Source organism: Nonomuraea composti (assembly GCF_012034275.1).
GTDB classification, from domain to species: Bacteria; Actinomycetota; Actinomycetes; order Streptosporangiales; family Streptosporangiaceae; genus Nonomuraea; species Nonomuraea composti.
The window spans coordinates 202403-226042 of the sequence record NZ_JAATEP010000014.1; the positions used below are offsets into that span (position 1 = coordinate 202403).

The 23640-nt window shown below is 70.1% G+C and carries 27 protein-coding genes; 18 read left to right on the forward strand and 9 right to left on the reverse strand.

The annotated features are described in order from the left end of the window. Positions 1–67: 67 nt before the first annotated feature. The 3 genes from HCN51_RS21645 (at position 68) to HCN51_RS21655 (ending at position 2352) form a co-directional block, all read left to right on the forward strand. Positions 68–649: a hypothetical protein gene (locus HCN51_RS21645; RefSeq protein ID WP_168011317.1), complete on the forward strand. Its 582-nt coding sequence runs from the start codon at positions 68–70 to the stop codon at positions 647–649. A gap of 60 nt (positions 650–709) precedes the next feature. Further along, positions 710–1861, forward strand: a complete 1152-nt coding sequence (locus HCN51_RS21650) for a histidine kinase (RefSeq protein WP_168011318.1) — start codon at positions 710–712, stop codon at positions 1859–1861. Between the two features lie 68 nt (positions 1862–1929). Continuing rightward, positions 1930–2352: a hypothetical protein gene (locus tag HCN51_RS21655; protein WP_168011319.1), complete on the forward strand. Its 423-nt coding sequence runs from the start codon at positions 1930–1932 to the stop codon at positions 2350–2352. On the opposite strand, the gene HCN51_RS21660 is transcribed toward HCN51_RS21655, so the two are convergent. Next, positions 2343–3257: an SDR family oxidoreductase gene (locus HCN51_RS21660; protein WP_168011320.1), complete on the reverse strand. Its 915-nt coding sequence runs from the start codon at positions 3255–3257 to the stop codon at positions 2343–2345. The genes HCN51_RS21655 and HCN51_RS21660 overlap by 10 nt on opposite strands. A 111-nt stretch (positions 3258–3368) precedes the next feature. Here HCN51_RS21660 and HCN51_RS21665 point away from each other — a divergent pair, with 111 nt between their 5' ends. Together HCN51_RS21665 and HCN51_RS21670 are read left to right on the forward strand one after the other, a co-directional pair. Next, positions 3369–4586 carry a cytochrome P450 gene (locus tag HCN51_RS21665; protein WP_168011321.1) on the forward strand — a complete coding sequence of 406 codons (1218 nt, stop codon included), beginning with the start codon at positions 3369–3371 and terminating at the stop codon, positions 4584–4586. A gap of 182 nt (positions 4587–4768) precedes the next feature. Beyond that, positions 4769–5764: a DUF418 domain-containing protein gene (locus HCN51_RS21670; RefSeq protein WP_240973086.1), complete on the forward strand. Its 996-nt coding sequence runs from the start codon at positions 4769–4771 to the stop codon at positions 5762–5764. Here the strand turns inward: HCN51_RS21670 and HCN51_RS21675 are convergent. Both HCN51_RS21675 and HCN51_RS21680 read right to left on the reverse strand, forming a co-directional pair. Next, complete coding sequence (locus HCN51_RS21675) at positions 5725–6003, reverse strand: hypothetical protein (RefSeq protein WP_168011323.1); 279 nt, start codon at positions 6001–6003, stop codon at positions 5725–5727. The genes HCN51_RS21670 and HCN51_RS21675 overlap by 40 nt on opposite strands. Positions 6004–6066: 63 nt before the next feature. Continuing rightward, positions 6067–6825 carry a class I SAM-dependent methyltransferase gene (locus HCN51_RS21680; protein WP_168011324.1) on the reverse strand — a complete coding sequence of 253 codons (759 nt, stop codon included), beginning with the start codon at positions 6823–6825 and terminating at the stop codon, positions 6067–6069. Between the two features lie 99 nt (positions 6826–6924). Here HCN51_RS21680 and HCN51_RS21685 point away from each other — a divergent pair, with 99 nt between their 5' ends. Continuing rightward, complete coding sequence (locus HCN51_RS21685) at positions 6925–7464, forward strand: CGNR zinc finger domain-containing protein (RefSeq protein ID WP_346433735.1); 540 nt, start codon at positions 6925–6927, stop codon at positions 7462–7464. Between the two features lie 28 nt (positions 7465–7492). On the opposite strand, the gene HCN51_RS21690 is transcribed toward HCN51_RS21685, so the two are convergent. The 3 genes from HCN51_RS21690 to HCN51_RS21700 form a co-directional block, all read right to left on the reverse strand. Beyond that, positions 7493–8437, reverse strand: coding sequence for a D-2-hydroxyacid dehydrogenase family protein (locus HCN51_RS21690; protein ID WP_168011326.1), 945 nt, complete (start codon positions 8435–8437; stop codon positions 7493–7495). Between the two features lie 281 nt (positions 8438–8718). After that, positions 8719–9084, reverse strand: coding sequence for a ClpX C4-type zinc finger protein (locus tag HCN51_RS63015; protein ID WP_168011327.1), 366 nt, complete (start codon positions 9082–9084; stop codon positions 8719–8721). A gap of 17 nt (positions 9085–9101) precedes the next feature. Beyond that, positions 9102–9461 (reverse strand): hypothetical protein, encoded by a 360-nt coding sequence (locus tag HCN51_RS21700; protein WP_168011328.1) that lies wholly within the window; start codon positions 9459–9461, stop codon positions 9102–9104. A 333-nt stretch (positions 9462–9794) separates the two neighbouring features. Here HCN51_RS21700 and HCN51_RS21705 point away from each other — a divergent pair, with 333 nt between their 5' ends. The 11 genes from HCN51_RS21705 (at position 9795) to HCN51_RS21755 (ending at position 19687) form a co-directional block, all read left to right on the forward strand. Continuing rightward, positions 9795–11603, forward strand: coding sequence for a glycosyltransferase family 2 protein (locus HCN51_RS21705; protein WP_168011329.1), 1809 nt, complete (start codon positions 9795–9797; stop codon positions 11601–11603). A gap of 90 nt (positions 11604–11693) precedes the next feature. Further along, positions 11694–12698: an energy-coupling factor ABC transporter permease gene (locus HCN51_RS21710; RefSeq protein WP_168011330.1), complete on the forward strand. Its 1005-nt coding sequence runs from the start codon at positions 11694–11696 to the stop codon at positions 12696–12698. A gap of 3 nt (positions 12699–12701) precedes the next feature. Further along, positions 12702–13457, forward strand: a complete 756-nt coding sequence (gene cbiQ, locus HCN51_RS21715) for a cobalt ECF transporter T component CbiQ (RefSeq protein ID WP_168011331.1) — start codon at positions 12702–12704, stop codon at positions 13455–13457. Beyond that, positions 13451–14188, forward strand: a complete 738-nt coding sequence (locus HCN51_RS21720; protein ID WP_428981545.1) for an energy-coupling factor ABC transporter ATP-binding protein — start codon at positions 13451–13453, stop codon at positions 14186–14188. The genes cbiQ and HCN51_RS21720 overlap by 7 nt, the downstream gene beginning before the upstream one ends. A 192-nt stretch (positions 14189–14380) precedes the next feature. Beyond that, positions 14381–14719, forward strand: a complete 339-nt coding sequence (locus HCN51_RS21725) for an STAS domain-containing protein (RefSeq protein WP_080043295.1) — start codon at positions 14381–14383, stop codon at positions 14717–14719. Between the two features lie 47 nt (positions 14720–14766). Continuing rightward, positions 14767–15540 (forward strand): SDR family NAD(P)-dependent oxidoreductase, encoded by a 774-nt coding sequence (locus HCN51_RS21730; protein ID WP_080043294.1) that lies wholly within the window; start codon positions 14767–14769, stop codon positions 15538–15540. 10 nt (positions 15541–15550) lie between these two features. Next, a complete protein-coding gene (locus tag HCN51_RS21735; protein ID WP_080043293.1) occupies positions 15551–16315 on the forward strand; it encodes a crotonase/enoyl-CoA hydratase family protein in 765 nt (254 codons plus the stop codon). A 109-nt stretch (positions 16316–16424) separates the two neighbouring features. Then, on the forward strand, positions 16425–17063 hold the full coding sequence (locus tag HCN51_RS21740) for a rhomboid family intramembrane serine protease (protein WP_168011333.1): 639 nt from the start codon (positions 16425–16427) through the stop codon (positions 17061–17063). 91 nt (positions 17064–17154) lie between these two features. Then, the gene (locus HCN51_RS21745) at positions 17155–17745 is read left to right on the forward strand and encodes a hypothetical protein (RefSeq protein ID WP_168011334.1); all 591 of its coding nucleotides are present in this window, start codon (positions 17155–17157) and stop codon (positions 17743–17745) included. Further along, positions 17738–19105, forward strand: coding sequence for an SRPBCC family protein (locus HCN51_RS21750; protein ID WP_240973087.1), 1368 nt, complete (start codon positions 17738–17740; stop codon positions 19103–19105). The genes HCN51_RS21745 and HCN51_RS21750 overlap by 8 nt, the downstream gene beginning before the upstream one ends. 219 nt (positions 19106–19324) lie before the next feature. Beyond that, positions 19325–19687, forward strand: coding sequence for a nuclear transport factor 2 family protein (locus HCN51_RS21755; RefSeq protein ID WP_168011335.1), 363 nt, complete (start codon positions 19325–19327; stop codon positions 19685–19687). A gap of 70 nt (positions 19688–19757) precedes the next feature. On the opposite strand, the gene HCN51_RS21760 is transcribed toward HCN51_RS21755, so the two are convergent. The 3 genes from HCN51_RS21760 to HCN51_RS21770 all read right to left on the reverse strand — a co-directional run bounded on the left by HCN51_RS21760 (position 19758) and on the right by HCN51_RS21770 (position 22802). Continuing rightward, a complete protein-coding gene (locus tag HCN51_RS21760) occupies positions 19758–20345 on the reverse strand; it encodes a TIGR00645 family protein (RefSeq protein ID WP_240973088.1) in 588 nt (195 codons plus the stop codon). Positions 20346–20434: 89 nt separating this feature from the next. After that, complete coding sequence (serC, locus tag HCN51_RS21765; protein ID WP_080043288.1) at positions 20435–21544, reverse strand: phosphoserine transaminase; 1110 nt, start codon at positions 21542–21544, stop codon at positions 20435–20437. A 151-nt stretch (positions 21545–21695) separates the two neighbouring features. Next, entirely contained in the window at positions 21696–22802 is a 1107-nt protein-coding gene (locus HCN51_RS21770; RefSeq protein WP_168011336.1) for a citrate synthase 2, read from the reverse strand. A gap of 183 nt (positions 22803–22985) precedes the next feature. Here HCN51_RS21770 and pdxH point away from each other — a divergent pair, with 183 nt between their 5' ends. After that, positions 22986–23639 (forward strand): pyridoxamine 5'-phosphate oxidase, encoded by a 654-nt coding sequence (gene pdxH / locus HCN51_RS21775; protein ID WP_080043286.1) that lies wholly within the window; start codon positions 22986–22988, stop codon positions 23637–23639. Position 23640 lies beyond the last annotated feature (1 nt).

The following is a 23640-nucleotide window of genomic DNA, read 5'->3' on the forward strand; positions in this document are numbered from 1 at the left end:
GGATGATCCGTCGTGCTTCTCCGGGGACAATGCGGTGCATCGGCTCTGAACGGGAGAGGACGGCGCCATGGCATTCCCGGACGGCTCAGAGATCGTGGTGTCGCTGCAGAGGCGCTCGCCCGACCGGCGAAGCTCCGAGTGCCATCTTGCGCTCGGCGTGCTCATCACGGCCGAACAGGCGGTGTTCGATCTTCCTGCCGATGTCGAGTTCGGCGACGCTCCGCAGCTCGACGTGCTGATCGCGCCGGTAGGAGCCGGCGAGCGGGACGTGATCGAGCGCATCCGCCCGCTGCAGGTGCTCGTGCGATCACTGAGAGAGACGCCGTGGGCACGCGTGGCGCTGGTGCCGCTGGCCCAGCCGTCCCGCTACGGCGCGGCGAGGCCGCGGCTCGATCGGGACGTGGTGGAGCGCGCACTGGAACGGACGGGTGAGATCTGGTCGGCGCTCATCGAGCTGAAGCTGGCGAGGCGACCGCTTCGCGACGTCCACCCCGCCGAACTGCTCGACCGACTTGACGGTATCGTCGCCCGGCAACTGCACTCACTGGTGCAGATTCGTCTCGAACGCACGCCGGGGGAGATCGCGAACTGCCCGTTCTCCAACATCACGGAGTGCGGGTCCGGAGGCTTCTTCCGAGCGGACCTCTAGGGCGGGGCGGCTGTGATGGGCCGTTCACGCGCATTCGCGGTGTGGCTGGGCAGCGTGCCTGTGGTCGCGCGCGACGCCGTTCTCGCGGCCCTGCTCTGCGCCGTCGATCTTCGTACGCAATGGACGCCGCAGTCCACCGACCGGCTCATCGGCGTGGGCCCGGTGCCGTGGCCCGTCATCGCCGGGTACGCCGTGGCCGGGTACGCCGTGCTCGCCTGGCGACGGCAGCATCCCTGGCCGGTGTTCGCAGCCGTGCTGGCGCACAGCCTCGTGGCACAGCTGTTCCTGCCCTGGCGCCCCCTGTTGGGGCTGCTCGTGGCGCTGTACACCGTCGTGGCCCGGACGAGCCTGCCCCGGTCGCTGATCGCGTTGCTGGGTGCGAGCCTGTCGTCCGCGCTCATCGTCGCCGACGAGGTCTCCGACACGCCGCCGGGCGAGCAGGGCAACATGTTGCTGGTCAACGTCATCCTGTACCTGGTGCTGGAACTCGCCGTCTGGGGGGTCGCCCGGATCACCCATCGCAGTGGCCGGGAGCTGCGCGCCTCCGAAGCGCGGCGCCAGGCGGCGGTCGCCGAGGAACGGGCCCGCATCGCACGTGAGCTGCACGACATCGTGGCTCACTCGGTTACCGTGATCGTGTTGCAGGCCGCAGGAACACGGCGCATCCTGCCTGCCGGGCTCCCGCAGGTGGAGAAGTCGCTCGCCAATATCGAAGCCACCGGTCGCCAAGCCATGGCCGAGCTGCGCCGCCTTCTCGGCGTGCTCGTGGACGCCGGCCTGCGCATCAGCGACGGTACCCGAGAGCTCCAGCCACACTGGGGCATCGAAGACCTGGACCCCGTCATCGAACGCATCGTCGCCGCCGGCCTCTCCGTCGAGGTCGACCACCGCGGCACGGCCCGGCCACTCGACGTCAGCGTCGGACTGGCCGCACATCGAGTCGTGAGCGAAGGGCTCACCAACGCTCTCAAGCACGGTGGCGCCGGCGCTCGCACCGTCGTCCTGCTGGACTGGAAGGACGACGAGCTCGTCGTGTCCGTCACCGACGATGGCCGAGGCCGGCACCTGGACGACACGACGCCATTGACGGGCGGCCACGGGCTGATCGGGCTCGACGAGCGGATCCGAGCCGTGGGCGGCAACCTGCGGGCGGGGCCGTTGGCGGACGGCGGCTACCGGGTCTCCGCCAGACTGCCCCTCTCGTCGGGCTGATCCCGGCCTTCGTGAAAGGGGCGCAACAGGTGGAGATCTCCAGAGAGAGTCTTGGCCATAATGAGGTAGTGACGAACCCCATCAGCACGCCCCGGATGCGGCGCGGCGTCAAGGTGGCGCAGTTCATCATCACGGTTCAAGTCGCCTTCGGGCTGGTGGGCTTGGTGCTCGTGCTGGTCGGTTTCTTCTCCACCTTCGATGGGAAGCTGCTCCCCGTCCTGGTTTACGCGGCCGTGGTGCCCGCCCTGCTCGGGTGGCTGCTGAGCAGGTGGTCGAGCAGGCGGGCGTTCGTACGATGGGTGACCATCGCTGTGCAGGTGCTGGTCATCAGCCTGAGCATGCTCGACCTGGTCCTCTATTCCACGCTGACGTGGGGAGCCCTGTTCGGCCGTCATGCGCTCCACTGGGCCGTCATTGTCCTGCTGCTTCTGCCGCAAGCCGGGCACTGGTTCGACTCATCGCGCTTGCACGAGGGTGAGGATCAGCGGTAGCCGGTTGGGTCGGCGGGCTTGCCCGGGTCCTGGACCTCCACCAGGTAGCGCCAGCAGTCCGGTTGGGAGCCGTCCACGTCCGTGAAGCCGTACTCGCGGGCCAGTTGGCCGCTGGACAATGACTGGCCGGTCCAGCGCAGGACGTCCGGGTCGGTGGCGAGGGCGGTGACGGCGCGGCCGACGTAGCGGGGGGTTTCGGAGATGACGAAGTGGGGCTCGCGGGCGGTGGCGTCGCGCCAGGTCGCCTCCGTCACCCCGTAGTGCTCCAGCATCATCTCCGATCTCAGCCAGCCGGGCGTGAGCGTGACCGCCGCGCATCCGTACGGGCGCAGCTCGTGCGCCTGGGCGTAGCCGAGGCGGATGACGGCGCTCTTGGCGTGGTCGTAGAAGAACGAGACGCGGTAGTTGGCGTCGTTGTAGTCCTTGGTGCCGTCGGTCATCTCCACGACGAGGCCGCCGGGGCGTTCGATCAGGAGCGGCAGCGCGTAGTGGCTGGTGATGATGTGGGTGTCGATGGCGAGGCGGAGCAGGCGCAGGCCGGCGTCGAGGTCGTGGCGCCACAAGGGTGTCTCCCACTGGGCCAGGAGCTCGCCGCCCCAGATGTCGTTGACCAGGACGTCGAGGCGGCCGTGGTCGCGGGAGACGCGGTCCATGAGGGCCTTGACCTGCTCGCGTTCAAGGTGGTCGACCTGGACGGCGATGCCGTGGCCGCCCGCCGCCGTCACCAGCTCCGCCGTCTCCTCGATCGTCTCGGGGCGGTCGTACTCGGATCGGGTCTCGCGGGTGGTGCGGCCGGTCACGTACACGGTGGCGCCGGCCGCGCCCAGCTCGACGGCGATGCCGCGGCCGGCGCCGCGCGTTCCGCCGGCCACCAGGGCGACCTTGCCCTTCAGGTTGCTGCTCATGAGGAAGGACGGTAGGAGGAAAAGCCGACAACGGGTGTCATGTTTCCCGGCCGGAGCCGAGGGGTTGACCGGGCGCGGGCGCTCTCGTACGGTCCGTGCGAGGAGGCGGCCATGACCGAGCAGCCCAGCAGCGGTAAGGGAGCCTGGCCCGATCTTCCCCCAGGGCCGTACGGCACCCCCTCGCCCGACCTGATCCGCCGGCACGCCGAGGCCCCCATGGAGGCGGCCACGATGCCGAGCGGCGACCGGATCCCGATGCTCGTCCGCTACGCCGACGTCCGGAACCTGCTGACCTCGCCCGCGAGCAGTCGCAACCTGCGCGAGCCCGGCCTGCCCAGGATGGTCAGCGGCACGTTCCTCGACGACGACCCGGCGGCACTGAACAACCAGGACCCGCCGGAGCACACCCGCTACCGCCGCATCCTGCACGGCACCTTCACCCCCAGGCAGATCGAACGCTGGCGGCCCCGCGTCGCGGCCATCGCCGGGGAGCTGCTCGACGCGGCCGGCGAGGAGTTCGACCTGGCCGCGGCGTTCGCGCTGCCGCTGCCCGCGCGGGTGATCTGCGAGCTGCTCGGCGTGCCGATGGACCGGTTCGAGCAGTTCCGTGAATGGACGGACCTGTTCCTGTCCACCTCGACGGCGGGCGCCGAGGCGCGCGGGGAGGCGTTCGGCGCGTTCATGGCGTACGCGGCCGAGCTGATCGCCCGGCATCGTGCCGAGCCCGGCGACGACCTCATCGACCTGCTCATCGAGGCCAGGGACGAGGACGACCGGCTCACCGAGGACGAGCTGACCAACATGGTCTTCACGCTGATCCTCGCCGGGCACGAGACCACCGCCTCGATGGTGATCAGGGGCACGTTCCGGCTGCTCTGCCATCCCGATCAGTACGCCGAGCTCGCCGCGCGCCCGGAGCTGGTGGAGGCGGCGGTGGAGGAGATCCTGCGGCACGAGGGCCCAGGCGGGACCGGCATGCTGCGGCGGGTCACCGAGGACGTCGAGGTGTCCGGCGGCACCATCCCGGCCGGCACGGTCGTGCTGCCGAACCTGGCCGCCGCCAACCACGATCCCGTGGTGTACGAGGAGCCGATGCGGTTCGACATCCACCGGTTCGCCGACGCTCCGCCGAGCCCGCACCTGACCTTCGGGCAAGGCCCGCACTACTGCCTCGGCGCGAACCTGGCCAGGATGGAGCTCCAGGAGGCGTTCCGGGCGCTGGTGACCCGGCTGCCGGGGTTGCGGGCGCAGGAGGATCTGGCGGCGGTGCGGTGGAGCGACGACGGCTTCGTCTTCCGCCCCCGGAGGTTGCTGGTCAAGGCAGGCTGAGCGGTCTCGGAAGTACTGGTCAAGGCAGGCTGAGCGGTCTCGCGCAGCCGCACATGCCGCCGTCCCGAATCGGCCGAAAGTACTGCCGTAAACCCTGCTGACGGCCCATCCCCGGCGCGCGCCGGATCCCGAGGATGGGCGGTATGCCCCAGCAACAACCCCCTATGTCCCAGCAACCCCGCATGTCCCAGCAACCCCGTATCACCGCCCTGGACGTCCTGCGCGGTTTCGCGCTCTGCGGCATCCTCGTCGTCAACGTCCGTCCGATCGCCAACGTGGACGCCGACGTGCTGAGCCACGCCGTAGGGGCCGACTGGCCCGGCTATCTCGCGGACCAGCGCTTCTTCCCGATCTTCTCGCTGCTGTTCGGCGTCGGCTTCTCGCTGATGCTGAAGAGCGCCGCGAACCGTACCGACCGGCCCCGCCTGGTGTTGCTGCGCCGCCTGCTGGTGCTGCTCGCCATCGGCCTGCTGCACATGTTCGTGCTGTGGCGCGGCGACATCCTGACGATCTACGCCGTCGTCGGGCTGGTGGTGCTGCTGCCGTCCACGTGGCTGCCCCGCTGGGCGGTGGCGGTGCTGGCGGGGGTCCTGCTGGTGGTGCCGCTGGCGCTGGGCATGAACGGTGTCGTGCTGGTGCCGGCTCTGTTCCTGCTGGGCTCGCTGCTGACCAGGTACGGGGTGACGGAGCGGCTGGAGCGGATGACGTGGTGGCCGGCGACGCTGGTCTTCGCGGTGCTGGCGCTGCCGGCGGCGTGGGCGCAGAGCAACCAGGTCCACAGCGCGTTCGCGGTCGCGGGGCTGCTGACCGCGGGGGTGTACGTGTGCGGGATGCTGGCGCTGTTCAGGACGCCGCTGCGCCCCGCGCTGCAGGCGATCTTCGCGCCGCTGGGGAAGATGGCCCTGACCCATTACCTGAGCGCCACCGTGCTGGTCCTGCTGATCTCGGCGTTGCTCGGCGGGAAGCCGGACACGTGGTCCGAGGGGACGGTGCTGCTGATCGCCGCGGGCATTCTCGCCGCGCAGCGCGTGCTGTCCGGCCTGTGGTTGCGGCACTTCCGGTACGGGCCGGTCGAGTGGCTGTGGCGCTACGCCACCTGGCTGCGTCGCCCGTCGAACGAGCAGCGCCCCATGAATGCCTACAACTCGCCCAGCTCTCCGAGCGGCTTCGTCCAGTAGTCGCGGTCGAAGGGCCGGCCCTCGGCGATGGCGTCGGTGTCGTGGATGGCGCGGTGGGGGTTCGCGGCGATGTGCACGATGTCGTTGAAGGTGCGGAACGCCTTGTCGTCGCCGGGCCGCATCGAGCACGTGTGGATGCGGTCGTACCAGTATTTCTGCTCCTCCTCGATGCGGGGCAGGAGCTCGGCGCGGGTCAGGGTTCTGGCCTCCGCTATCGTCAGCCGCTTGAAGCTCGGCATGACGTCATTGTGGCTCCCCGCCGCCGGTGGCGGGAAGAGCGGGGCCAGAACCCGCGCCGGGGCTCAGCCGCGTACGGCGCAGAGCAGGCGGTTGTTGCCGCGCTGCCACAGCGTGCCGATCTCCGTGAAGCCGGCCTCGCGCAGCGCCTCGACGTGGTGCGACAGCAGGTGCGACTCGGACCCGTGGTGGGAGGCGCCGGCCGTGGTCCTGGCGGCGTTGAGGGCGGCGAGATCGGGGTCGGCCTCGACGGCGTCCCACCAGGACCGCCAGTCCTCCGGCCGGTTCGCGCCGAACACCCGCTCGGTCTCCAGGCGGTGCACCTCCTGCTCCAGGCGCGACAGGGCGGGCGTGGTGTCCTCGGTGTCCATGTGGTCGCCGTTGAGCAGCACGCCGCCGGGGCGCAGCACGGTGGCCAGCTCGGCGTAGACGCCCTTCAGCTCGGGGCCGGAGATCCAGTGCAGGGCCGTGGTGCTGACGGCGGCGTCGACGGGCCGGCCGTCGAGGCCGAGCAGGCCGGTCCATCCGCTCGTACGCAGGTCGGCCGAGACGAACGTGAGCTGCGGATAGGCCGCGCGCCCCAGCCCGAGCAGGAGCGGGTCGGCGTCCACCGACACGACCGTGGCCTCGGGCAGCCGCTCCAGCAGCCGCGCGGACAACGATCCGGGGCCGCAGCCGAGGTCCACCACCACGGGGTCGGGCCGTCCGAGTGCCTGCACGGCGTCGATCAGGGCCGTGAAGCGCTCCTCACGGTCGGGCAGGTAGCCCTCCTGCTGGCGGTCCCAGCGCTCGATCCACTTCGTCGCGGCTTCGTGAGTAAGCATGAAACGCCCCCTGTAACCGTCATCTAAGATTTGGACAGTCACAACGTAGAGCATGAGAGTGTAACCGGTCAATTGGACTACAACAGTCACACAGATGCCGTGATCAGAGTGGCGGTGTCGCTCGTCAACGAGCTGACGCCGGGCGAGCGGCGCGGGCGGCCCTTCCCCGTCCCGGCGGACGCGGGCGCCGCCGCCACCGCCGGTCTCCGCGCCGTCTACACCTCCCAGCGCGCGGTCACCGAGGCGGAGGGGGCCGAGCTGGCGCAGGTCGCCGCCCGCCTGCGCACGGTCTTCGAGGCGGTCGCGGACGGCGACATCGACAGCGCGGCGACGCAGGTGAACGCGCTGCTGGAGGAGACGCACGCCCGGCCGATGCTCGAACGGCACGACGGCGAGCCCTGGCACCTGCACTTCCACGGGCGCGGCGGCACCATGGCGGGCGACTGGGCGGCCAGTTGCGCGACGGGGCTGGCGATCGTGCTGGGCAGCGAGTTCAGCGACCGCCTCGGCGTCTGCACGGCGCCGCACTGCGACCGCGTCTACGTGGACGTCTCACGCAACGGCACCCGCCGGTTCTGCTCCACGGCCTGCCAGGGACGGGTGAAGACGGCCGCTTTCAGGGCCAGAAGCAGGTCATGAGACGGCCGCCCTCAGAGCCGGGAGCACGTCATGACAGGACGCGGATCGGGGCGCCGTCGATGAAGGCGTCGATGTCCTCGACGGCCTCGCGGAAGTACGTGCGGTAGTTCAGCTCCGTCACGTAACCGAGGTGCGGCGTGGCCAGCACGTTCGGCAGCGTACGGAACTCGTGCCCCTCAGGCAGCGGTTCGAGGTCGAACACGTCGAGCCCGGCCCCCGCGATCCGCCGTGCGCGCAGCGCCGAGGCCAGCGCGTCCTGGTCGACGATGGCCGCGCGGGCCGTGTTGATCAGGTGGGCGGTCGGTTTCATCAGCGCCAGCTCCCGCTCGCCGATGAGCCCCCGCGTCCGCTCGCTGAGCACGAGGTGGACGGAGACGATGTCGGAGCCGGTCAGCAGCGCGTCGAGGTCGGGGGCGAGGCGCGCGCCGCAGGCGGCGGCCCGCTCCTCGGTGAGGTTGGCGCTCCAGGCGACGACGTCCATGCCGAACGCCCGCCCGACCTCCGCGACCCGCGAGCCGATCTTGCCCAGGCCGACCAGGCCGAGCGTGCGGCCGTGCAGGTCGGTGCCGATCGTGTGCTGCCAGGGGCCGCCGGCGCGCATGGCGGCGGATTCGGGCACCAGGTGGCGGGCCAGGCCGAGGATGAGCGCCCAGGTCAGCTCGACCGGCGGGGTGGAGACGCTGCCGGTGCCGCAGACGGTGACGCCGTGCTCGCGCGCCGCCGCGAGGTCGATGGAGGCGTTGCGCATGCCGGTGGTGACGAGCAGCCGCAGATGGGGGAGCCGGTCGAACAGCTCGGCGGGGAACGGCGTGCGCTCCCGCATGGCGACGACGATCTCGCAGTCGTGGATGGCGGCGACGAGGTCGTCCTGGCGGCTGAAGTGCTCGCGGAAGCTCTCGGCCCGCACCCGGGACCAGTCGGCCAGGCCGAGTGCCACGTCCTGGTAGTCGTCGAGCACGGCGCATCGCAGCATGGTTCCGGATCTTATGCGGGCGGCCCCCTGCTCCAGCTCCCCGGGGGTGGCCCGGGGAGCTGGAGCCCGTTCAGCCGGCGGCCAGCCGCTCCGCCTCTTCGTGCAGCACCCTGATCAGGAGCAGCTCCAGCCGGAGCCGGTCGAGATCGAGGGCGGCATCGTCCAGGACGTGCATGATCGGGCCTCCTCGAGAGGTTGGACGCCCCATCTGCCACAGAGGTTCACGCGATCTCGGATCTCGCTTCTGAAGGCGATCTCAGGTCCCGCTTCTGAACGCGTTGTCAGGTCTCGCTTCTGAACCGTTCCCATGCGGACTGTCGCGTCATGCCGAGGGCGGCGCCGATCCGCTCCCAGCTCGTGTCGCGGGTGCGCAGGTGCGCCACCCAGTCGCGCAGGTTGTCGTCCACTTGTGCTTGTACGGCGGCGATTTTCGGGAGGTGTTCGAGAATTTGCTCGACGGTCATGGATTCCCAGGCCGGAAGTCGCGGTTCGGTGGAAGCGGCCAGCCGTTCCTGTTCGAGGATTTCGACGCACAACCCGACGCATTCGTCACAAATGTGTACGCCGGGCCCGGCAATGAGCTTGCTCACGTCCCCGCTCTTCTTGTGACAGAAGGAGCATCGGAGGTTCTCTTTCCAGTCAGGCATGGCCTGACACTAGCTCGTCAGGCGACTCCTGACAAGCCCAAGTGCCGATCCCGGAGCATCTGGGCCCGCAGGATCTCCTGCCGCTCCTCGTTGATCTTGCGGGTCAGCGACAGGTAGGCGGTCAGCACCTGCCCGTACCTGTCGCGTGCCTGTTCGAGCTGGTCGCGCAGCAGGTAGGCACGCTCCAGGTCGCCATGTCGCTCGGCCTCGGCCAGCAGCGTGCGAGCCTCGTCCACGATCTCTTCGGCCCGCTTTCTCGTGCGGCGCAGCATCGCGGAGCACTCGTGCAGCTCCGTCAGGCGCGCCGAGGAGACGATGAACTCAGCAGTGTGCACGGCCAAGCCGCCGGCTATGCCGCTGCGGAGATCCGATCCCATTTCCCGCCACCTCCTGGTCAAGGTTGCCTAACTGTAGACGCGCGGCTCTCGCGCCGGGATCACCGGAGACGGGCGGTGGTGGCGGAATGAACCCGGCGGGGATAATTCTTCTCCCGCGGCGGAAATACGCCTCCCTGAAACTCGTTCGGTGCCGGTCGAATGCGGTATTCGGCGGAGATCTCGCAGCTTATCCAGGGGATTGCCCGCGAATCTCCGAAGTTCCCAAATGAGTAAGAGGAAGACCTCGGATCCACCCCCGCGACCCCCTGTGCTCGTCACATACTGAGACCGGACGACGTCGTAACGTGACAACGTGACTGTGGAGTGGTGGCGATGCAGGGGGCAGCGGAGCATGACGACGCGGTCGACGTCAGCGTCGTCATCCCCGTACACAACTGCCGGGCCTTCCTCGACCGGTGCCTGACCTCGGCACTCGTCCAGCGGGTCAAGAAGGAGATCGTCGTCGTGGACGACGGCTCCACCGACGGCAGCGGCGAGCTCCTCGACCTCTACGCCGCCTATCACCCCGGCAGCGTCAAGGTCGTGCACATCGAGGCCAGCGGCGGCGCCGGCCGGCCGCGCAACGTCGGCATCGAGCACGCCACCGGCCGCTACGTCTTCTTCTGCGACGCCGACGACCACCTCGGCCCCGAAGCGCTCGAACGCATGGTGGCCGTGGCCGACCGCAACGACACCGACATCGTCCTCGGCAAGGTCGTGGGCCACGGCAGGCGGGCGCCCGTGTCGATGTTCGCGCACGGCGCCGACCGGGTCACCCTGGCCGACAGCACCGTCTACAACAGTCTGAGCTGCTACAAGCTGTTCAGGCGCGAGCTGCTCGTGCGCCACGGCATCAGGTTCGGCGAGGGCATGCTGGTCGGCGAGGACATCCTGTTCACCGTGCACGCCTACTGCCACGCCCGGGCGGTCTCCGTGGTGGCCGACTACGACTGCTACCACCTCGTCTCCAGGCCCGATGGCAGCAGCATCATGCAGCAGCCCGGCAGCAGGGACCCGCTGGCCTGGCTGGCCATGATCCGCGAGCCCATCCGGCTCATGGCCCGGCACGTCGAGCCCGGGCCACTGCGTGACCACCTGCTGCGCCGGCACTTCAGGCTGGACATCTTCACGCAGCTCGGAGTGCCGTTCCTGGACAGCGACGACGTGCGGCGCAAGGACATCGCGCGCGAGGTCGCCGCGCTGTGCGAGGAGTGGTACACGCCGGGCGTCCACGAGCGGCTCAACACCATCGACCGGCAGCGGGCCGGCGCCCTCGACGACATCGAGCGCCTGGTGCGCCTGGCCCGCATCGAGAGCGCCACCGTCCGGCGCCGGCTGACCGGGCTGCGCTGGGAGGGCGAGCGCCTGGTGGTGACGGGCGCCGCCCGGCTCGACGGCATCACCAGGGACGACGGCCTGGCCGTGGTGCTGCGCGCCCGGCACGACCCCGCCAAGGAGGTGGTCGTGCCGGCCGAGCGCAAGGGCGGCGAGTTCACCGCGCGGGTGGACGTGAGCGCGCTGGAGTCCGGCGTCTGGGACCTGCGGGTGGCGGTCGAGGTCGAGGGCGTGATCCGGCTCGGCCGGCTGGGCGCCGAACGCGACGGCGGCATCGGCAGGCCGCGCCCCCGCATCGTCGGCGGTGTCGTCGCCCTGCCCTACTTCACCAGGGACAACGGGAACCTGAGCATCGACATGGGCGGCCACGTGGTCGCGGTGCCCGGCACGGTGCGGCTGATCAGGATGCGCTGGGCGCTCGGGCACCGGCTGGTGATGGACGGCGAGGTCACCGTCGCCGGCACCACCCCCGCAGCCACGGCCGTCAAGCAGATCGTGTGGCGGGAGCGGCGCAGCGGGCGCGAGCGCGCCGACCGCGTGATGGCGCTGCCCGGCGGCGGCTTCGCGGCCAGGCCCGCCGTGGGAAGGCTGACGGTCGGCACCTGGGACGCCTACCTGGAGCTCGACCTGGGCGGGCCGCCCGCGCGGTTCAGGATCGAGACCGAGACGGTGGCGGGGCCGCGCCGCTGGTGGGGGTCGGCCCTGCTGCGGAGCGTGCGGCCGTACACGACGTCGGGGAAGGGGCGGCTGAGCGCGGTGGTGCGGCGGCTGACGGCGGAGAGCCTGGTCAAAAGAATCTTGCGGTAATTGCCATCTATGTGCAGGTGCAAGACGATGTCCTAAAGTAGGACCGTTTGTCCTTCCTCCTTCTCGGAGCACCTCTTCCTGGAGGCAGCCGTGCACGTACCCGATGGCTTCTTCAACGCAGCGACATCCATCTCGGCCGGCGTCGTCGCGGCCGCCGGCGTCGCCGTCTGTCTGCGGGGGGCGCGGCGCGAGCTCGACGACCGCACCGCACCCATGGCGGGGCTGGTCGCCGCGTTCATCTTCGCCGTGCAGATGCTCAACTTCCCCGTCGCCGCCGGCACCAGCGGCCACCTGCTGGGCGGAGCGCTGGCCGCGATACTCGCCGGGCCGTACACAGGAGTGCTGTGCATGGCCGTGGTCCTGCTGGTGCAGGGCGTGTTCTTCGCCGACGGCGGGCTGACGGCGCTCGGGATCAACGTCACGATCATGGGCATCGTCACCGTGCTCGTCGGCTGGGGCGTCTTCCGGCTGGTCACCATGATGACCAGGGGGAAGGTCGTGATCGCGGCGTTCCTGGCCGCGCTGATCTCGGTGCCGGCCGCCGCGCTCGTCTTCACGCTGCTGTTCTGGATCGGCGGCACCGCGCCGATCGAGGTCGGCACCGTGGCCGCCGCCATGGGCGGCGTGCACCTGCTGATCGGCATCGGCGAGGGCCTGATCACGGCCGTGACCGTGGGCGCCGTGCTGGCCGTGCGGCCCGACCTCGTGTACGGCGCCCGCGGCCTGACCAAGCCGCTGGAGCTGCGCGGCGCCGGCGGCACCACCACGACCGTGGGCACGCAGGAGCGGCCGGCGGCCGCCCGCGGGACGCTCAAGCCGTTCCTGCTCGGCGGCGTCGGCGTGACGCTGCTGCTGGCCGGGATCGTCTCCTTCTTCGCCTCCTCCTCGCCCGACGGGCTGGAGGCCGTGGCCGAGAACAAGGGCTTCATCGACCAGGCGGCCGACCACCTGTTCGGCGGATGGGCGCTGGCCGACTACGGTGAGGTGGGCGGGATTCCCGTCGGCGTGGCCGGGATCATCGGCGTCGGTCTGGTGTTGCTCATCGCCGGAGTCGTGGCCTGGCTCGCACGCAGCCGTAACAAGATCAAGGTGTGATTCGTGGGCGCTGGGCACCACCACCGGCTCTACCTGCCGGTCGACTCGGTCGTGCACCGGCTGCCGCCGCAGTGCAAGCTGCTGGCGGTCTTCGCGTTCGCGCTCGTGGTGGTGGCCACGCCGCGCGAGCACTTCTGGGCGTTCGCCGCCTACGCCGTCCTGCTGGCCGGCGTCGCGGTGTCGGCCCGGGTGCCGGTCACGTACGTCTTGCGGCGCATGGTGATCGAGGTGCCGTTCGTGCTGTTCGCCTTCCTCATCCCCGTCGTGGGGCTGGGGGAGCGTACCGAGGTGCTGGGGCTCTCGCTGAGCGTGCCCGGCCTCTGGGCGGCCTGGAACATCCTGGCCAAGGCCACGCTGGGCGTGGTGGCCTCCATCCTGCTGGCCGCCACCACGGAGCCGCGGGCCGTCCTGCTGGGGGCGCAGCGGCTGCGGGTGCCGAGCCTGCTGGTGCAGATCGCCATGTTCATGCTCAGGTACATGGACGTGATCGTGGCGGAAATGCGGCGGATGCGGGTGGCCAGGGAGTCGCGCGGGTTCGAGGCGCGCAACCTGCGGCACGTGCCGGTGATCGCGCGGTCGGCGGGGGCGCTGTTCATCCGCTCGTACGAACGGGGCGAACGCGTGCACCTCGCCATGCTCAGCCGTGGCTACACGGGCCAGCTCCCCGTCATCCAGGAGCTGCCCGCGACCGTGGCCCACTGGGGCACCGCCCTCGCCCTGCCCGCCGTCGCCCTCGCCATCTGGGGACTAACGTGGTGAACTCTCTCGAAGTCCGTCAGCTCGCCTACGCCTATCCCGACGGCACCCAGGCGCTGTTCGGGGTGGACCTGACGATCGCGCGCGGCGAACGCGTGGCCCTGCTCGGCCCCAACGGCGCCGGCAAGACCACGCTCGTGATGCATCTCAACGGCATCCTGACCGCCGGGCACGGGAGTGTCACCGTGGCCGGCACGCCCGTGCGCAAAGACACGCTCAAGGAGGTCAGGCAGCGCGTCGGCCTGGTCTTCCAGGACCCCGACGACCAGCTGTTCATGCCCACCGTCCGCGACGACGTGGCCTTCGGCCCGGCCAACGCGGGCCTGCGCGGCGCGGAGCTCGACCGGGTGGTCACCGAGGCGCTGGAGCGGGTCGGCATGCTGGAGGCCGCCGACCGGCCGCCGCACCACCTGTCGTTCGGGCAGCGGCGCCGGGTGGCGGTGGCGACGGTGCTGGCGATGGCGCCCGAGATCCTGGTGCTGGACGAGCCCTCCTCCAACCTCGACCCGGCCGCGCGCAGGGAGCTGGCCGAGATCCTGCGCTCCCTCGACGTGACGGTGCTCATGGTGACGCACGATCTGCCGTACGCGCTGGAGCTGTGTGAGCGCTCGCTCATCCTGTCCGGCGGCGTGATCGCCGCCGACGGGCCCACGCGCGAGCTGCTGGCCGACGCCGAGCTGCTGGCCCGGCACCGCCTGGAGCTGCCGTACGGCTTCGCGATCCCCGCCGTGTGAACAACCCAAGCAACCTGGCCTCCCAGGCAGGGCATTGACGGCGAGATGGGTAGAAACCCGGAGCATGGTTCTTGACGGGGCGTTTGGTGCGCGTTTAGGCCCGCCTTGTCCTCCTGCATCCGACTTTTCGTAGTTTGTGCATGCCCGGTATCCGGGGATGTCGAAGTACAGTGGCTCATCGAGGAGGGGCCCATGAAGCTGCGGCTTGCGCGACACGCCCTGGGCGACGCCGTGGTGGTGGCCGTCGAGGGAGAGCTTGACCTGTTCACCGCGCCGTTCCTGCGTGACGAGGTGCGTGACGCCATCAAGCAGGACAGCGCGCGGCTCGTGCTCGACCTGCAGCAGCTCTCGTTCATGGACTCCAGCGGCCTGTCGGTGCTGATCGAGGCGTGGCGGCTGGCGACGGGGGAGGGCGGCGGCGTGTCCCTCGCGGCGCCGCAGGCGCCGGTGGCCCGCATCCTGCGCACCACCGGGCTCGACCGCCGGATCAAGGTGTACTCCGACGTCGACACCGCCGTAGGCGAGTTTTAACCGCCCCCGAGTAGAACTTCATTCGGTCTGCGGGTTAGGGTCCGGCTATGGACGTGAACGGATCTGCAGCAATCATCTCCGGCGGTGCCAGCGGCCTCGGCGAGGCCACCGCCCGCCTGCTGGCCCAGGCAGGCGCCACCGTGGTCGTGGCCGACCTCAACGAGGAGCGCGGCAAGGCCGTCGCCGACGAGATCGGCGGCGTCTTCGCCAAGACGGACGTCTCCGACGACGAGCAGGTGCAGGCCGCCGTCGACGCCGCCGTGGCCACCGGCAAGCCGCTGCGCGTGGTGGTCAACAGCGCCGGCATCGGCTGGGCCGAGCGCACGGTCAACCGCGAGGGCAACCCGCACAACCCGGCGACCTACCGCAAGGTCATCGAGGTCAACCTGATCGGCACGTTCAACCTCATGCGCATCGCCGCGGCCGCCATCGCCAAGACCGAGCCGGCCGACGCCGACGGGCAGCGCGGCGTGGTGATCAACACCGCGTCCGTGGCCGCGCTGGAGGGGCAGACGGGCCAGCTCGCCTACTCGGCCTCCAAGGGCGGCATCGTGGGCATGACCGTGCCCGCCGCCCGCGACCTGTCCGCCATCGGCGTACGGGTGAACACGATCTGCCCCGGCATCATCGACACCCCCATCTACGGCTTCTCCCCGAACTCCGAGGAGTTCAAGGCCAAGCTGGTGGCGCCGGTGGTCTTCCCCAAGCGCATGGGCCGCGCCGACGAGTTCGCCCACCTGGTGAAGTCGCTCATCGAGAACGACTACATGAACGCCGAGGTCATCCGCTTCGACGGCGGCATCCGCTTCCAGCCCAAGTAAGTGAGGTCCCGTGTCTGACGAAGTGCTCGTCGAGGAGTCCGGCAACGTGGCGATCCTCACCATCAACCGCCCCAAGGCGCGCAACGCCATCAACGGGGCGGTCGCGCGGGGAGTCGCCGAGGCGCTGGACACGCTCGACGCCCGTCCCGACATCTCCGCTTACGTCCTGACCGGCGCGGGCGGCACGTTCTCCGCGGGCATGGACCTGAAGGGGTTCCTGTCGGGGGACTTCCCCGTGGTCAAGGGCCGCGGGTTCGGCGGGCTGACCGAGGCGCCGCCGAAGAAGCCGCTGGTGGCCGCCGTCGAGGGCTACGCGCTGGCGGGCGGGTTCGAGCTGGCGCTGGCCTGCGACGTCATCGTGGCCTCATCGGAGTCCAAGTTCGGCCTGCCGGAGCCCAAGCGCGGCCTCGTGGCGGGCGCGGGCGGGATCATGCGGCTGCCGCGGCGCATCCCGTACCACGTGGCCATGGAGATGGCGCTGACCGGCGACCACTACGACGCCGCCCGCCTGTACGAGCTGGGCCTGGTCAACCGGATCACCGAGCCCGGCGCGGCCCTGGAGGGCGCGCTGGAGCTGGCCAAGAAGATCGCCGCCAACGCGCCGCTGGCGCTGGCCGCCACCAAGAAGGTGGTCATCGAGTCGCAGGACTGGTCGCTGGAGGAGATGTTCGAGAAGCAGGCCGCGATCATCAACCCGGTCTTCGGCTCCAAGGACGCCATGGAGGGCGCCGCCGCTTTCGCCGAGAAGCGCGCGCCCCAGTGGAAGGGCGAATGACCGTCCCCCTCCCGTTCCCCCCAAGGAACGGGAGGGGCTCGCCTTAGCGCGCGCATAGCTCTGCCTGGATACGGTAAAGAGGGAGTAGACCGAGTTGCCGGGAGAGCGCATGAGCGACTATTCGGGTTCCAGGTTCGAGTCGGCCAGGCGTGGCGCTGGCGCGCTCCTGTCCGGCGCGCTCAGTGCGCTGATCATCGTGGTCGGCATGGTGACCGTCATGTGGGTGGTCGAGGGCGTCGACTACTTCCTCGGTGGCGCGCTCGACTACCAGTTCGGCATCGTCGGCTGGGACGGCGAGGGGCTGGTCGGCATCCTGTTCGCGCCGTTCCTGCACGGCGGGTTCGGCCACCTGATGGCCAACTCCGTGCCGCTGCTGGTGCTGGGCTTCCTGGCCGGGCTGCGCGATGTGCGCAAGTTCCTGTGGGCGACCGTACTGATCATTTTCATCGGTGGATTGGGCACCTGGGCGACCAGCCCCAACGTCCTGACGATCGGGGCCAGCGGGCTGGTGTTCGGCTACTTCGGCTACATCCTGGCCCGTGGCCTGTTCGACCGGCGGCTGCTCGACATCGTGATCGGCATCGGCGTGGGTGTCGCGTACTGGGGGATCCTCGCGGGGCTGCTGCCGAACCAGCAGGGCATCTCCTGGCAGGGGCACCTGTTCGGGCTCATCGGCGGCGTGGTGGCCGCCTGGGTGCTGCGGCGCAGGAAGCGCGAGGTGGCGCCGGCGAACCCGTACTCGTTCTAAAGGTATGTCCATAAATGTGAGCACATCGGATCCTTAGTCCGATCTCGGGCATGCGTCAGGTCAGAGCTGCTGAAGGACGGGAGCGCTGACCATGTCGAACAAGTTGCGCATTGCCTTTGCCCTGCTCGCCGGGTACTTCCTCGGGCGGCGCCGCAAGCTGCGCATGGCCGCGGCGCTGGCGGCGGCGGGGCTGGCCGGCCGGGCACGGGCCGGCGGGGGCGGGGGCGGCGGCCTGCTGTCGCAGGGGATCAAGGCACTGACCTCCTCCGCCGAGGTCGGACAGGTGGCCGACCGGCTGCGCGGGGACCTGCTCCAGGTCGGCAAGGCGGCGGCGGTGGCCGCGGCCGGCAGGCAGATCGACTCCTTGAGCGACAAGCTGCACGAGCGGGCCGAGGCGCTGCGCTCGCCGGGCGAGCGGGACGCCACCGAGGACCAGGCAGCGGACCAGGCAGCGGACCAGGCCGAGGATCAGGCCGAGGATCAGGCCGAGGATCAGGCCGAGGACGCGCACGACGAGACCGAGGACGAGGCTCAGGGCGAGGCTCGGGGCGATGCTCAGGACGAGCCTGAGGAAGAGCCTGAGGACGAGGAAAAGGGGGCGGAAGCGTCCGAGGGCGTGCAGCGGCGGCCCCGCATCCTGCGGCGGACGCGCCGCACCCGGAGGGGGAGCACCGATGACTGAGGCAGAAGCGGGCCGGGCCAGGAGAATGGCCAGGGCGGCCGGTCGCGCGGGAGCGGGAACGGCGGGCAAGGCGGCGGGCGCCGGGCGGCGCCTCGCGGCAGCGGCCAAGGGCACCGGCGAGGAAGCGACACCTGAGGCCCGCGAACACGCCCAGGGGGCGTCAGGTGCGGTGAAGGGGGTCGCCGGAGGGCTGGCCGGCGCCGCGAAGGGCACCACGAAGGCGGTGGCCGGAGCGGCGAAGGAGGCAGGGCAGGAGATCGTCAGGAACCTGCCCACGGACCGGCTCAAGCAGGAGGCACAGAACCTGCTGCACGCCGCGGCCCTGCGGGCGCTCTCCAGCGCCGAGCACAAGCTCGAAGGGTTGACCGGCCGGCTGTCCGACTACGCCGAGGGCAAGGGGTCCAGCCTCCTCGGCGCGGTCACCGGCTCCGGCGGAGACAACCCGGGCGGAGGCGGCGGTGTCGTGGGCGGAGCCATCAAGGGCGGCCTCACCGGCGGCCTCGCCGGCGGGCTGAAGGGCGGTCTCAAAGGCGGCCTCAAGAGCATCATGCAGAAGCTCACCGGCGGCAAGGGCGACAAGGGCAACCGGAAGATCACCAACATCATCGAATCGATCGACATCGGGGCCCCGCGCCGCCTGGTCTACAACCAGTGGACCCAGTTCCAGGACTTCCCGACGTTCATGAAGAAGGTGGAGAACGTCCAGCGGGAGTCGGACGCGGACTCCACGTGGAAGGCCCAGGTCTTCTGGTCCCACAGGAACTGGAAGGCGCACATCGTCGAGCAGATCCCCGACCAGCGCATCATCTGGCGGTCGGAGGGCCCGAAGGGGTTCGTCGACGGGGCGGTGACCTTCCACGAGATCACCGGCGACCTCACCCGGGTGCTGGTCGTGCTGGAGTACCACCCGCAAGGGCTGTTCGAGCGTACCGGCAACCTGTGGCGGGCTCAGGGGCGCCGCGCCCGGCTGGAGCTCAAGCACTTCAGGCGGCACGTGATGGCGCACCTGCTCCTGCATCCCGACGACGTGGGCGACGGCTGGCGCGGCGAGATCCGCGACGGCAAGGTCGTCAAGGACCACGACACGGCGATGGAGGAGGAGCGCGCCCGTCAGGACGAGGACGAGCGGGAGCCCGAGGAGGAGCAGGAGGGCTACGAGGACCTCGAAGAAGAAGAGGGCGAGGAGCCCGAGGAGGCCGAGGAGCTCGAGTCCGAGGAGCCTGAGGACGAGTACGAAGAGGAGGAGCCGGAGGAAGGCGAGGAGGACGAGTACGAGGAGGAGGAAGAGCCCGAGGAAGAGGAGGAAGAGCCCGAGGAGCCCGCGCCCGCGCGAGGCGGTGCCCGGCCCCGTGTCCGTTAGAGGGTGCCGTCAACCCTCGACCGCCGCGAATCGCAGAAGGCGCGAACTCGCGACGGTCTCGTTCACAGCCGCCGCACACCGCTTCAACGGCCTGTCGGGAAGCCCGCTGAACCCCGACACCCCACTCTCCGATGATCGAGTCCCTGGGCCGGACCGCGAAGATCAGCCGAGCGTGAACGTCCTGGCGCCGGTACAGCGCCGGCTGGGAGGGTGGACCTCATGATGGAGGACTTGCGGGACGCCGAGCGCCGGCTCCAGGCCGCGCAGCTCGCTGGAGACGTCGAGGCGCTGGATCGGCTGCTGGACGATCGGCTGATCTTCACCTTCGGCGCGAACGTCGCGACCAAGGCGGACGACCTGGAGCTGCACCGCACTCGGACGCAGGTGGTGACGAAGGTGGCCGAGGAGGAGCTGACCGTGCTCGCCGATGGGCGCACCGGGGTGACGTGGTTTCTCGGCACCGTCGAGGGGACCGTCTCCGGTGCGCCGTTCGCGGCCAGGATGCGTTACACCCGTACGTGGCTGCACGACGAGACGCACGGCTGGCGAATCATCGCCGTGCACGCCAGCACGACCGATTGACATAACCGACACGTTGCCCGGCGACCGGCCGGCCGGAGGATCACCGGCGAGGTTCGCCCGCCCCCGGGGCTCAGAGGTGGGAGCGCGTGTGCTCGGCCGGTGAGGTGGACAGCAGCCGGTCGATGTAGGCCAGCCCGATGGCCGACACCACGAAGGCCAGATGCATCACGGTCTGCCACATGATCTTGTCGTTGGGCGTCGACTGCGCCCGGATGAACGTCTGCAGCAGGTGCACCGACGAGATCCCGATGATGGCCGTGGCCAGCTTGACCTTGAGCACGTTCGCGTTGACGTGGGAGAGCCATTCCGGCTCGTCGGGGTGGTCGTTGAGGTCGATGCGCGAGACGAACGTCTCGTAGCCTCCGATGATCACCATGATGAGCAGGTTGGAGATCATCACCACGTCGATGAGCGCCAGCACCGTGAGCATGACCACGACCTCGGGCGAGGGGGCGCTCTCGCCGGCCGGCGTCCCGCCGTGCAGGAACACGGTCTCGATGAGGTGCCACAGCTCCAGCGCGAACTGGTACACGTACACGGCCTGGGCCACGATGAGGCCCAGGTAGAGCGGGACCTGGAGCCACCGGCTGGCGAACATCAGGTAGCCGAGGCTCTTCGACCGGGCGGTCCCCTGGCCGAATGGGGGCGTAGCGGGCAAGAAGGACTTCCTACTCAAGGAGGGGGAGCACGGCGAAGGAGGAGGGCGCCGCTCGCCCTCCTCCTCGACGTGGATGTGCGCGGGGCTGACTAGAGGCGCTCGACCACGTAGTCGACGCAGGTGGTCAGGGCCTCGATGTCGGCCGGGTCGATGGCCGGGAACATCGCGATGCGCAGCTGGTTGCGGCCCAGCTTGCGGTAGGGCTCGGTGTCGACGATGCCGTTGGCGCGCAGCACCTTGGCCACGGCGGCGGCGTCGACGGAGTCGCTGAAGTCGATCGTGCCGACCACCTGGGAGCGGAACTCGGGCGCGGCGAACGGCGTGGCGTAGGCCGACTTCTCCGCCCACGTGTAGAGGCGCTGGCTGGACTCGGCGGTGCGGGCGGTGGTCCAGGCCAGGCCGCCGTTGCCGTTCATCCAGTCGAGCTGGTCGGCCAGCAGGAACAGGGTGGCCACGGCCGGGGTGTTGTAGGTCTGGTCCTTCGCGGAGTTGTCGATCGCGACCGGCAGGCTGAAGAACTCGGGCACGAACCGGCCGCTCGCGGCGATCTCCTCGACCCTGGCCAGAGCGCGCGGCGACATGATCGCGATCCACAGGCCGCCGTCGGAGGCGAAGCTCTTCTGCGGCGCGAAGTAGTAGACGTCGGTCTCGTTGAGGTCGACGGGCAGGCCGCCGGCGCCGGAGGTGGCGTCGACGAGCACCAGCGAGTCGTCGGAGCCGACGCGCTTGATCGGCATGGCGACGCCGGTCGAGGTCTCGTTGTGGGTGAGCGCGTAGGCGTCGACGCCGTCCTCGGCGACCGCCTCGGGGTGGGTGCCCACCTCGGACTTGATGACGCTCGGCTCGCCCAGCCAGGGCGCCTTCTTGGTGACCGCGGCGAACTTCGAGGAGAACTCGCCGAACGACAGGTGCTGGGACTTCTCGCGGATGAGCCCGAAGGCGGCGATGTCCCAGAACGCGGTGGTGCCGCCGTTGCCCAGCACCACCTGGTAGCCCTCCGGCAGCGAGAACAGGTCGGCGAGACCGGAGCGCACGCGGCCGACCAGGTTCTTGACCGGCTTCTGGCGGTGCGAGGTGCCCATGAGGCTCGCGCCGGAGGCGGCGAGCGCGGCCAGTTGCTCGGTGCGAACCTTCGAGGGCCCGCAGCCGAAGCGGCCGTCGGCGGGCTTGATGTCAGCGGGAATCACGATGTCAGCCACGTAACGGAGCCTACCGACCTGCGGGTGCTGGCTCGTACCCGGTCCGTACTTTGAGACCCGCGCCACCTTCACATTCCCGCAGAACGCGGAACGGCTACCGCGGCGGCTCGCCCAGACGGACGGGGGCCGCGCGGTAGCCGCGACACGAAAATCAGTACTTGCCGACGACCTCGTCGGCGCCCTCGAGCTCGCTCAGTGGGCGCGAGGTGGGGCCGGTGTAGGTGGCGCTCGGGCGGACCAGCCTGCCGGTGCGCTTCTGCTCCAGGATGTGCGCGGCCCAGCCGGCCGTGCGGGCGCAGGTGAACATCGAGGTGAACATGTGGGAGGGCACCTCGGCGAAGTCCAGCACCACGGCGGCCCAGTACTCCACGTTCGTGGCCAGCACGCGGTCGGGCTTGCGGGCGTGCAGCTCCTCGAGGGCGGCCTGCTCCAGCGCCGCGGCGACCTCGTAGCGGGGCGCGTCGAGCTCCTTGGCCGTGCGCCGCAGCACGCGGGCGCGCGGGTCCTCGGCGCGGTAGACGCGGTGGCCGAAGCCCATGAGGCGGTTGCCCTTGTCGAGCTCGCTCTGGACGTACTTCTTGGCGTCGCCGAGCTGCTCGACGCCCTCGATCATGTGCAGGACGCGCGCGGGGGCGCCGCCGTGCAGCGGGCCGGACATGGCGCCGACGGCGCCGGAGAGCGCGGCGGCCACGTCGGCGCCGGTGGAGGCGATGACGCGGGCGGTGAACGTCGAGGCGTTCATGCCGTGCTCGGCCGCGGAGGTCCAGTAGGCGTCGATGGCCTTGACGTGCTTGGGATCAGGCTCACCGCGCCAGCGGATCATGAAGCGCTCGACGATGGTCTTGGCCTCGTCGACCTTGCTCTGCGGGACCATCGGCAGGCCGAGGCCGCGCGCGGACTGCGCCACGAACGACAGGGCCATGACGGAGGCGCGGGCGAGCTGGTCGCGGGCCTCCTCGTCGCTGATGTCGAGCAGGGGCTTGAAGCCGTAGGCAGGGGCCAGCATCGCCAGCGCGCTCTGCACGTCTACACGGATGTCACCGGAGTGGACAGGAATGGGGTACGGCTCCGCCGGGGGCAGGCCCGGCTGGAACTTGTTGTCGACCAGCAGGCCCCATACGTGCCCGAACGGGACACGGCCGACCAGCTCTTCGATGTCGACGCCCCGGTATCGAAGGGCGCCCCCTTCTTTGTCCGGTTCCGCGATCTCGGTCTCGAAAGCTACGACGCCTTCGAGCCCGGGTTTGAAGTCGGACATACTCGGCCGCCTCCCTTTCTTGCCATGTTTCGGCAACTGCGATGCCTTGATGTCGAGATACCGGCGGGTCAATTTAACCCCCTCCCAGCTCATGCTCGGTGTCGGGACCCGCCGTTCAGGCAAACCCGCTGGTCGGGAGCGGTGCATGGGATCTACCACGCAAGCGCGCAAGAATATCGTCTCGTGGATGCCACCCCGCGCCCGCCCACGCTGGCGGGGCTTCGCCGTACGTACGAGGGCGAGCCGTTGCTCGAATCCGACCTCGCGTCCGACCCCATCGCGCAGTTCACCACCTGGTTCCAGGACGCGCTCGACGCCGGCCTGCCCGAACCCAACGCCATGATCCTGGCCACCGCCTCCGCCGGCGGCCGCCCGAGCGCCAGGACGGTCCTGCTCAAGGGCTACGACGAACGCGGCTTCGTCTTCTACACCAACTACGAGTCGCGCAAGGGCCGCGACCTGGCGGAGAACCCGCGCGCCTCCCTGCTGTTCCCCTGGCACCCGGTGCGCCGCCAGGTGCGCGTCGAGGGCACTGTGACGAGGATCTCCCACGCGGAGTCGGCCGAGTACTTCGCCTCGCGCCCGTACGGGTCGCGCATTGGCGCGTGGGCCTCGCGGCAGTCGGCGGTCGTGCGCTCCCGTGAGGAGCTGGACGCCCGTTACGAGGAGCTGGCTGCCCGCTGGCCGGAGGATCCGCCAGTGCCCGACTTCTGGGGCGGGTTCCGTGTCGCCCCGGTCGAGGTCGAGTTCTGGCAGGGGCAGCTCGACCGGATGCACGATCGGCTGCGTTACCGGCGGACGCGCCCCGGATGGGTTCTGGAGAGACTTGCCCCTTAAT

Coding starts and splice junctions, on each gene's coding strand:
- HCN51_RS21665 (WP_168011321.1), top strand. CDS start 3,369: ATGACCGAGCAGCCCAGCAGCGGTAAGGGAGCCTGGCCCGATCTTCCC.
- HCN51_RS21705 (WP_168011329.1), top strand. CDS start 9,795: ATGCAGGGGGCAGCGGAGCATGACGACGCGGTCGACGTCAGCGTCGTC.
- HCN51_RS21690 (WP_168011326.1), bottom strand. CDS start 8,437: ATGCTGCGATGCGCCGTGCTCGACGACTACCAGGACGTGGCACTCGGC.
- HCN51_RS21750 (WP_240973087.1), top strand. CDS start 17,738: ATGACTGAGGCAGAAGCGGGCCGGGCCAGGAGAATGGCCAGGGCGGCC.
- HCN51_RS21670 (WP_240973086.1), top strand. CDS start 4,769: ATGTCCCAGCAACCCCGTATCACCGCCCTGGACGTCCTGCGCGGTTTC.
- HCN51_RS21680 (WP_168011324.1), bottom strand. CDS start 6,825: ATGCTTACTCACGAAGCCGCGACGAAGTGGATCGAGCGCTGGGACCGC.
- HCN51_RS21745 (WP_168011334.1), top strand. CDS start 17,155: ATGTCGAACAAGTTGCGCATTGCCTTTGCCCTGCTCGCCGGGTACTTC.
- HCN51_RS21675 (WP_168011323.1), bottom strand. CDS start 6,003: ATGCCGAGCTTCAAGCGGCTGACGATAGCGGAGGCCAGAACCCTGACC.
- HCN51_RS21770 (WP_168011336.1), bottom strand. CDS start 22,802: ATGTCCGACTTCAAACCCGGGCTCGAAGGCGTCGTAGCTTTCGAGACC.
- HCN51_RS63015 (WP_168011327.1), bottom strand. CDS start 9,084: ATGCCTGACTGGAAAGAGAACCTCCGATGCTCCTTCTGTCACAAGAAG.
- HCN51_RS21700 (WP_168011328.1), bottom strand. CDS start 9,461: ATGGGATCGGATCTCCGCAGCGGCATAGCCGGCGGCTTGGCCGTGCAC.
- HCN51_RS21730 (WP_080043294.1), top strand. CDS start 14,767: ATGGACGTGAACGGATCTGCAGCAATCATCTCCGGCGGTGCCAGCGGC.
- HCN51_RS21725 (WP_080043295.1), top strand. CDS start 14,381: ATGAAGCTGCGGCTTGCGCGACACGCCCTGGGCGACGCCGTGGTGGTG.
- HCN51_RS21755 (WP_168011335.1), top strand. CDS start 19,325: ATGATGGAGGACTTGCGGGACGCCGAGCGCCGGCTCCAGGCCGCGCAG.
- HCN51_RS21660 (WP_168011320.1), bottom strand. CDS start 3,257: ATGAGCAGCAACCTGAAGGGCAAGGTCGCCCTGGTGGCCGGCGGAACG.
- HCN51_RS21645 (WP_168011317.1), top strand. CDS start 68: ATGGCATTCCCGGACGGCTCAGAGATCGTGGTGTCGCTGCAGAGGCGC.
- HCN51_RS21740 (WP_168011333.1), top strand. CDS start 16,425: ATGAGCGACTATTCGGGTTCCAGGTTCGAGTCGGCCAGGCGTGGCGCT.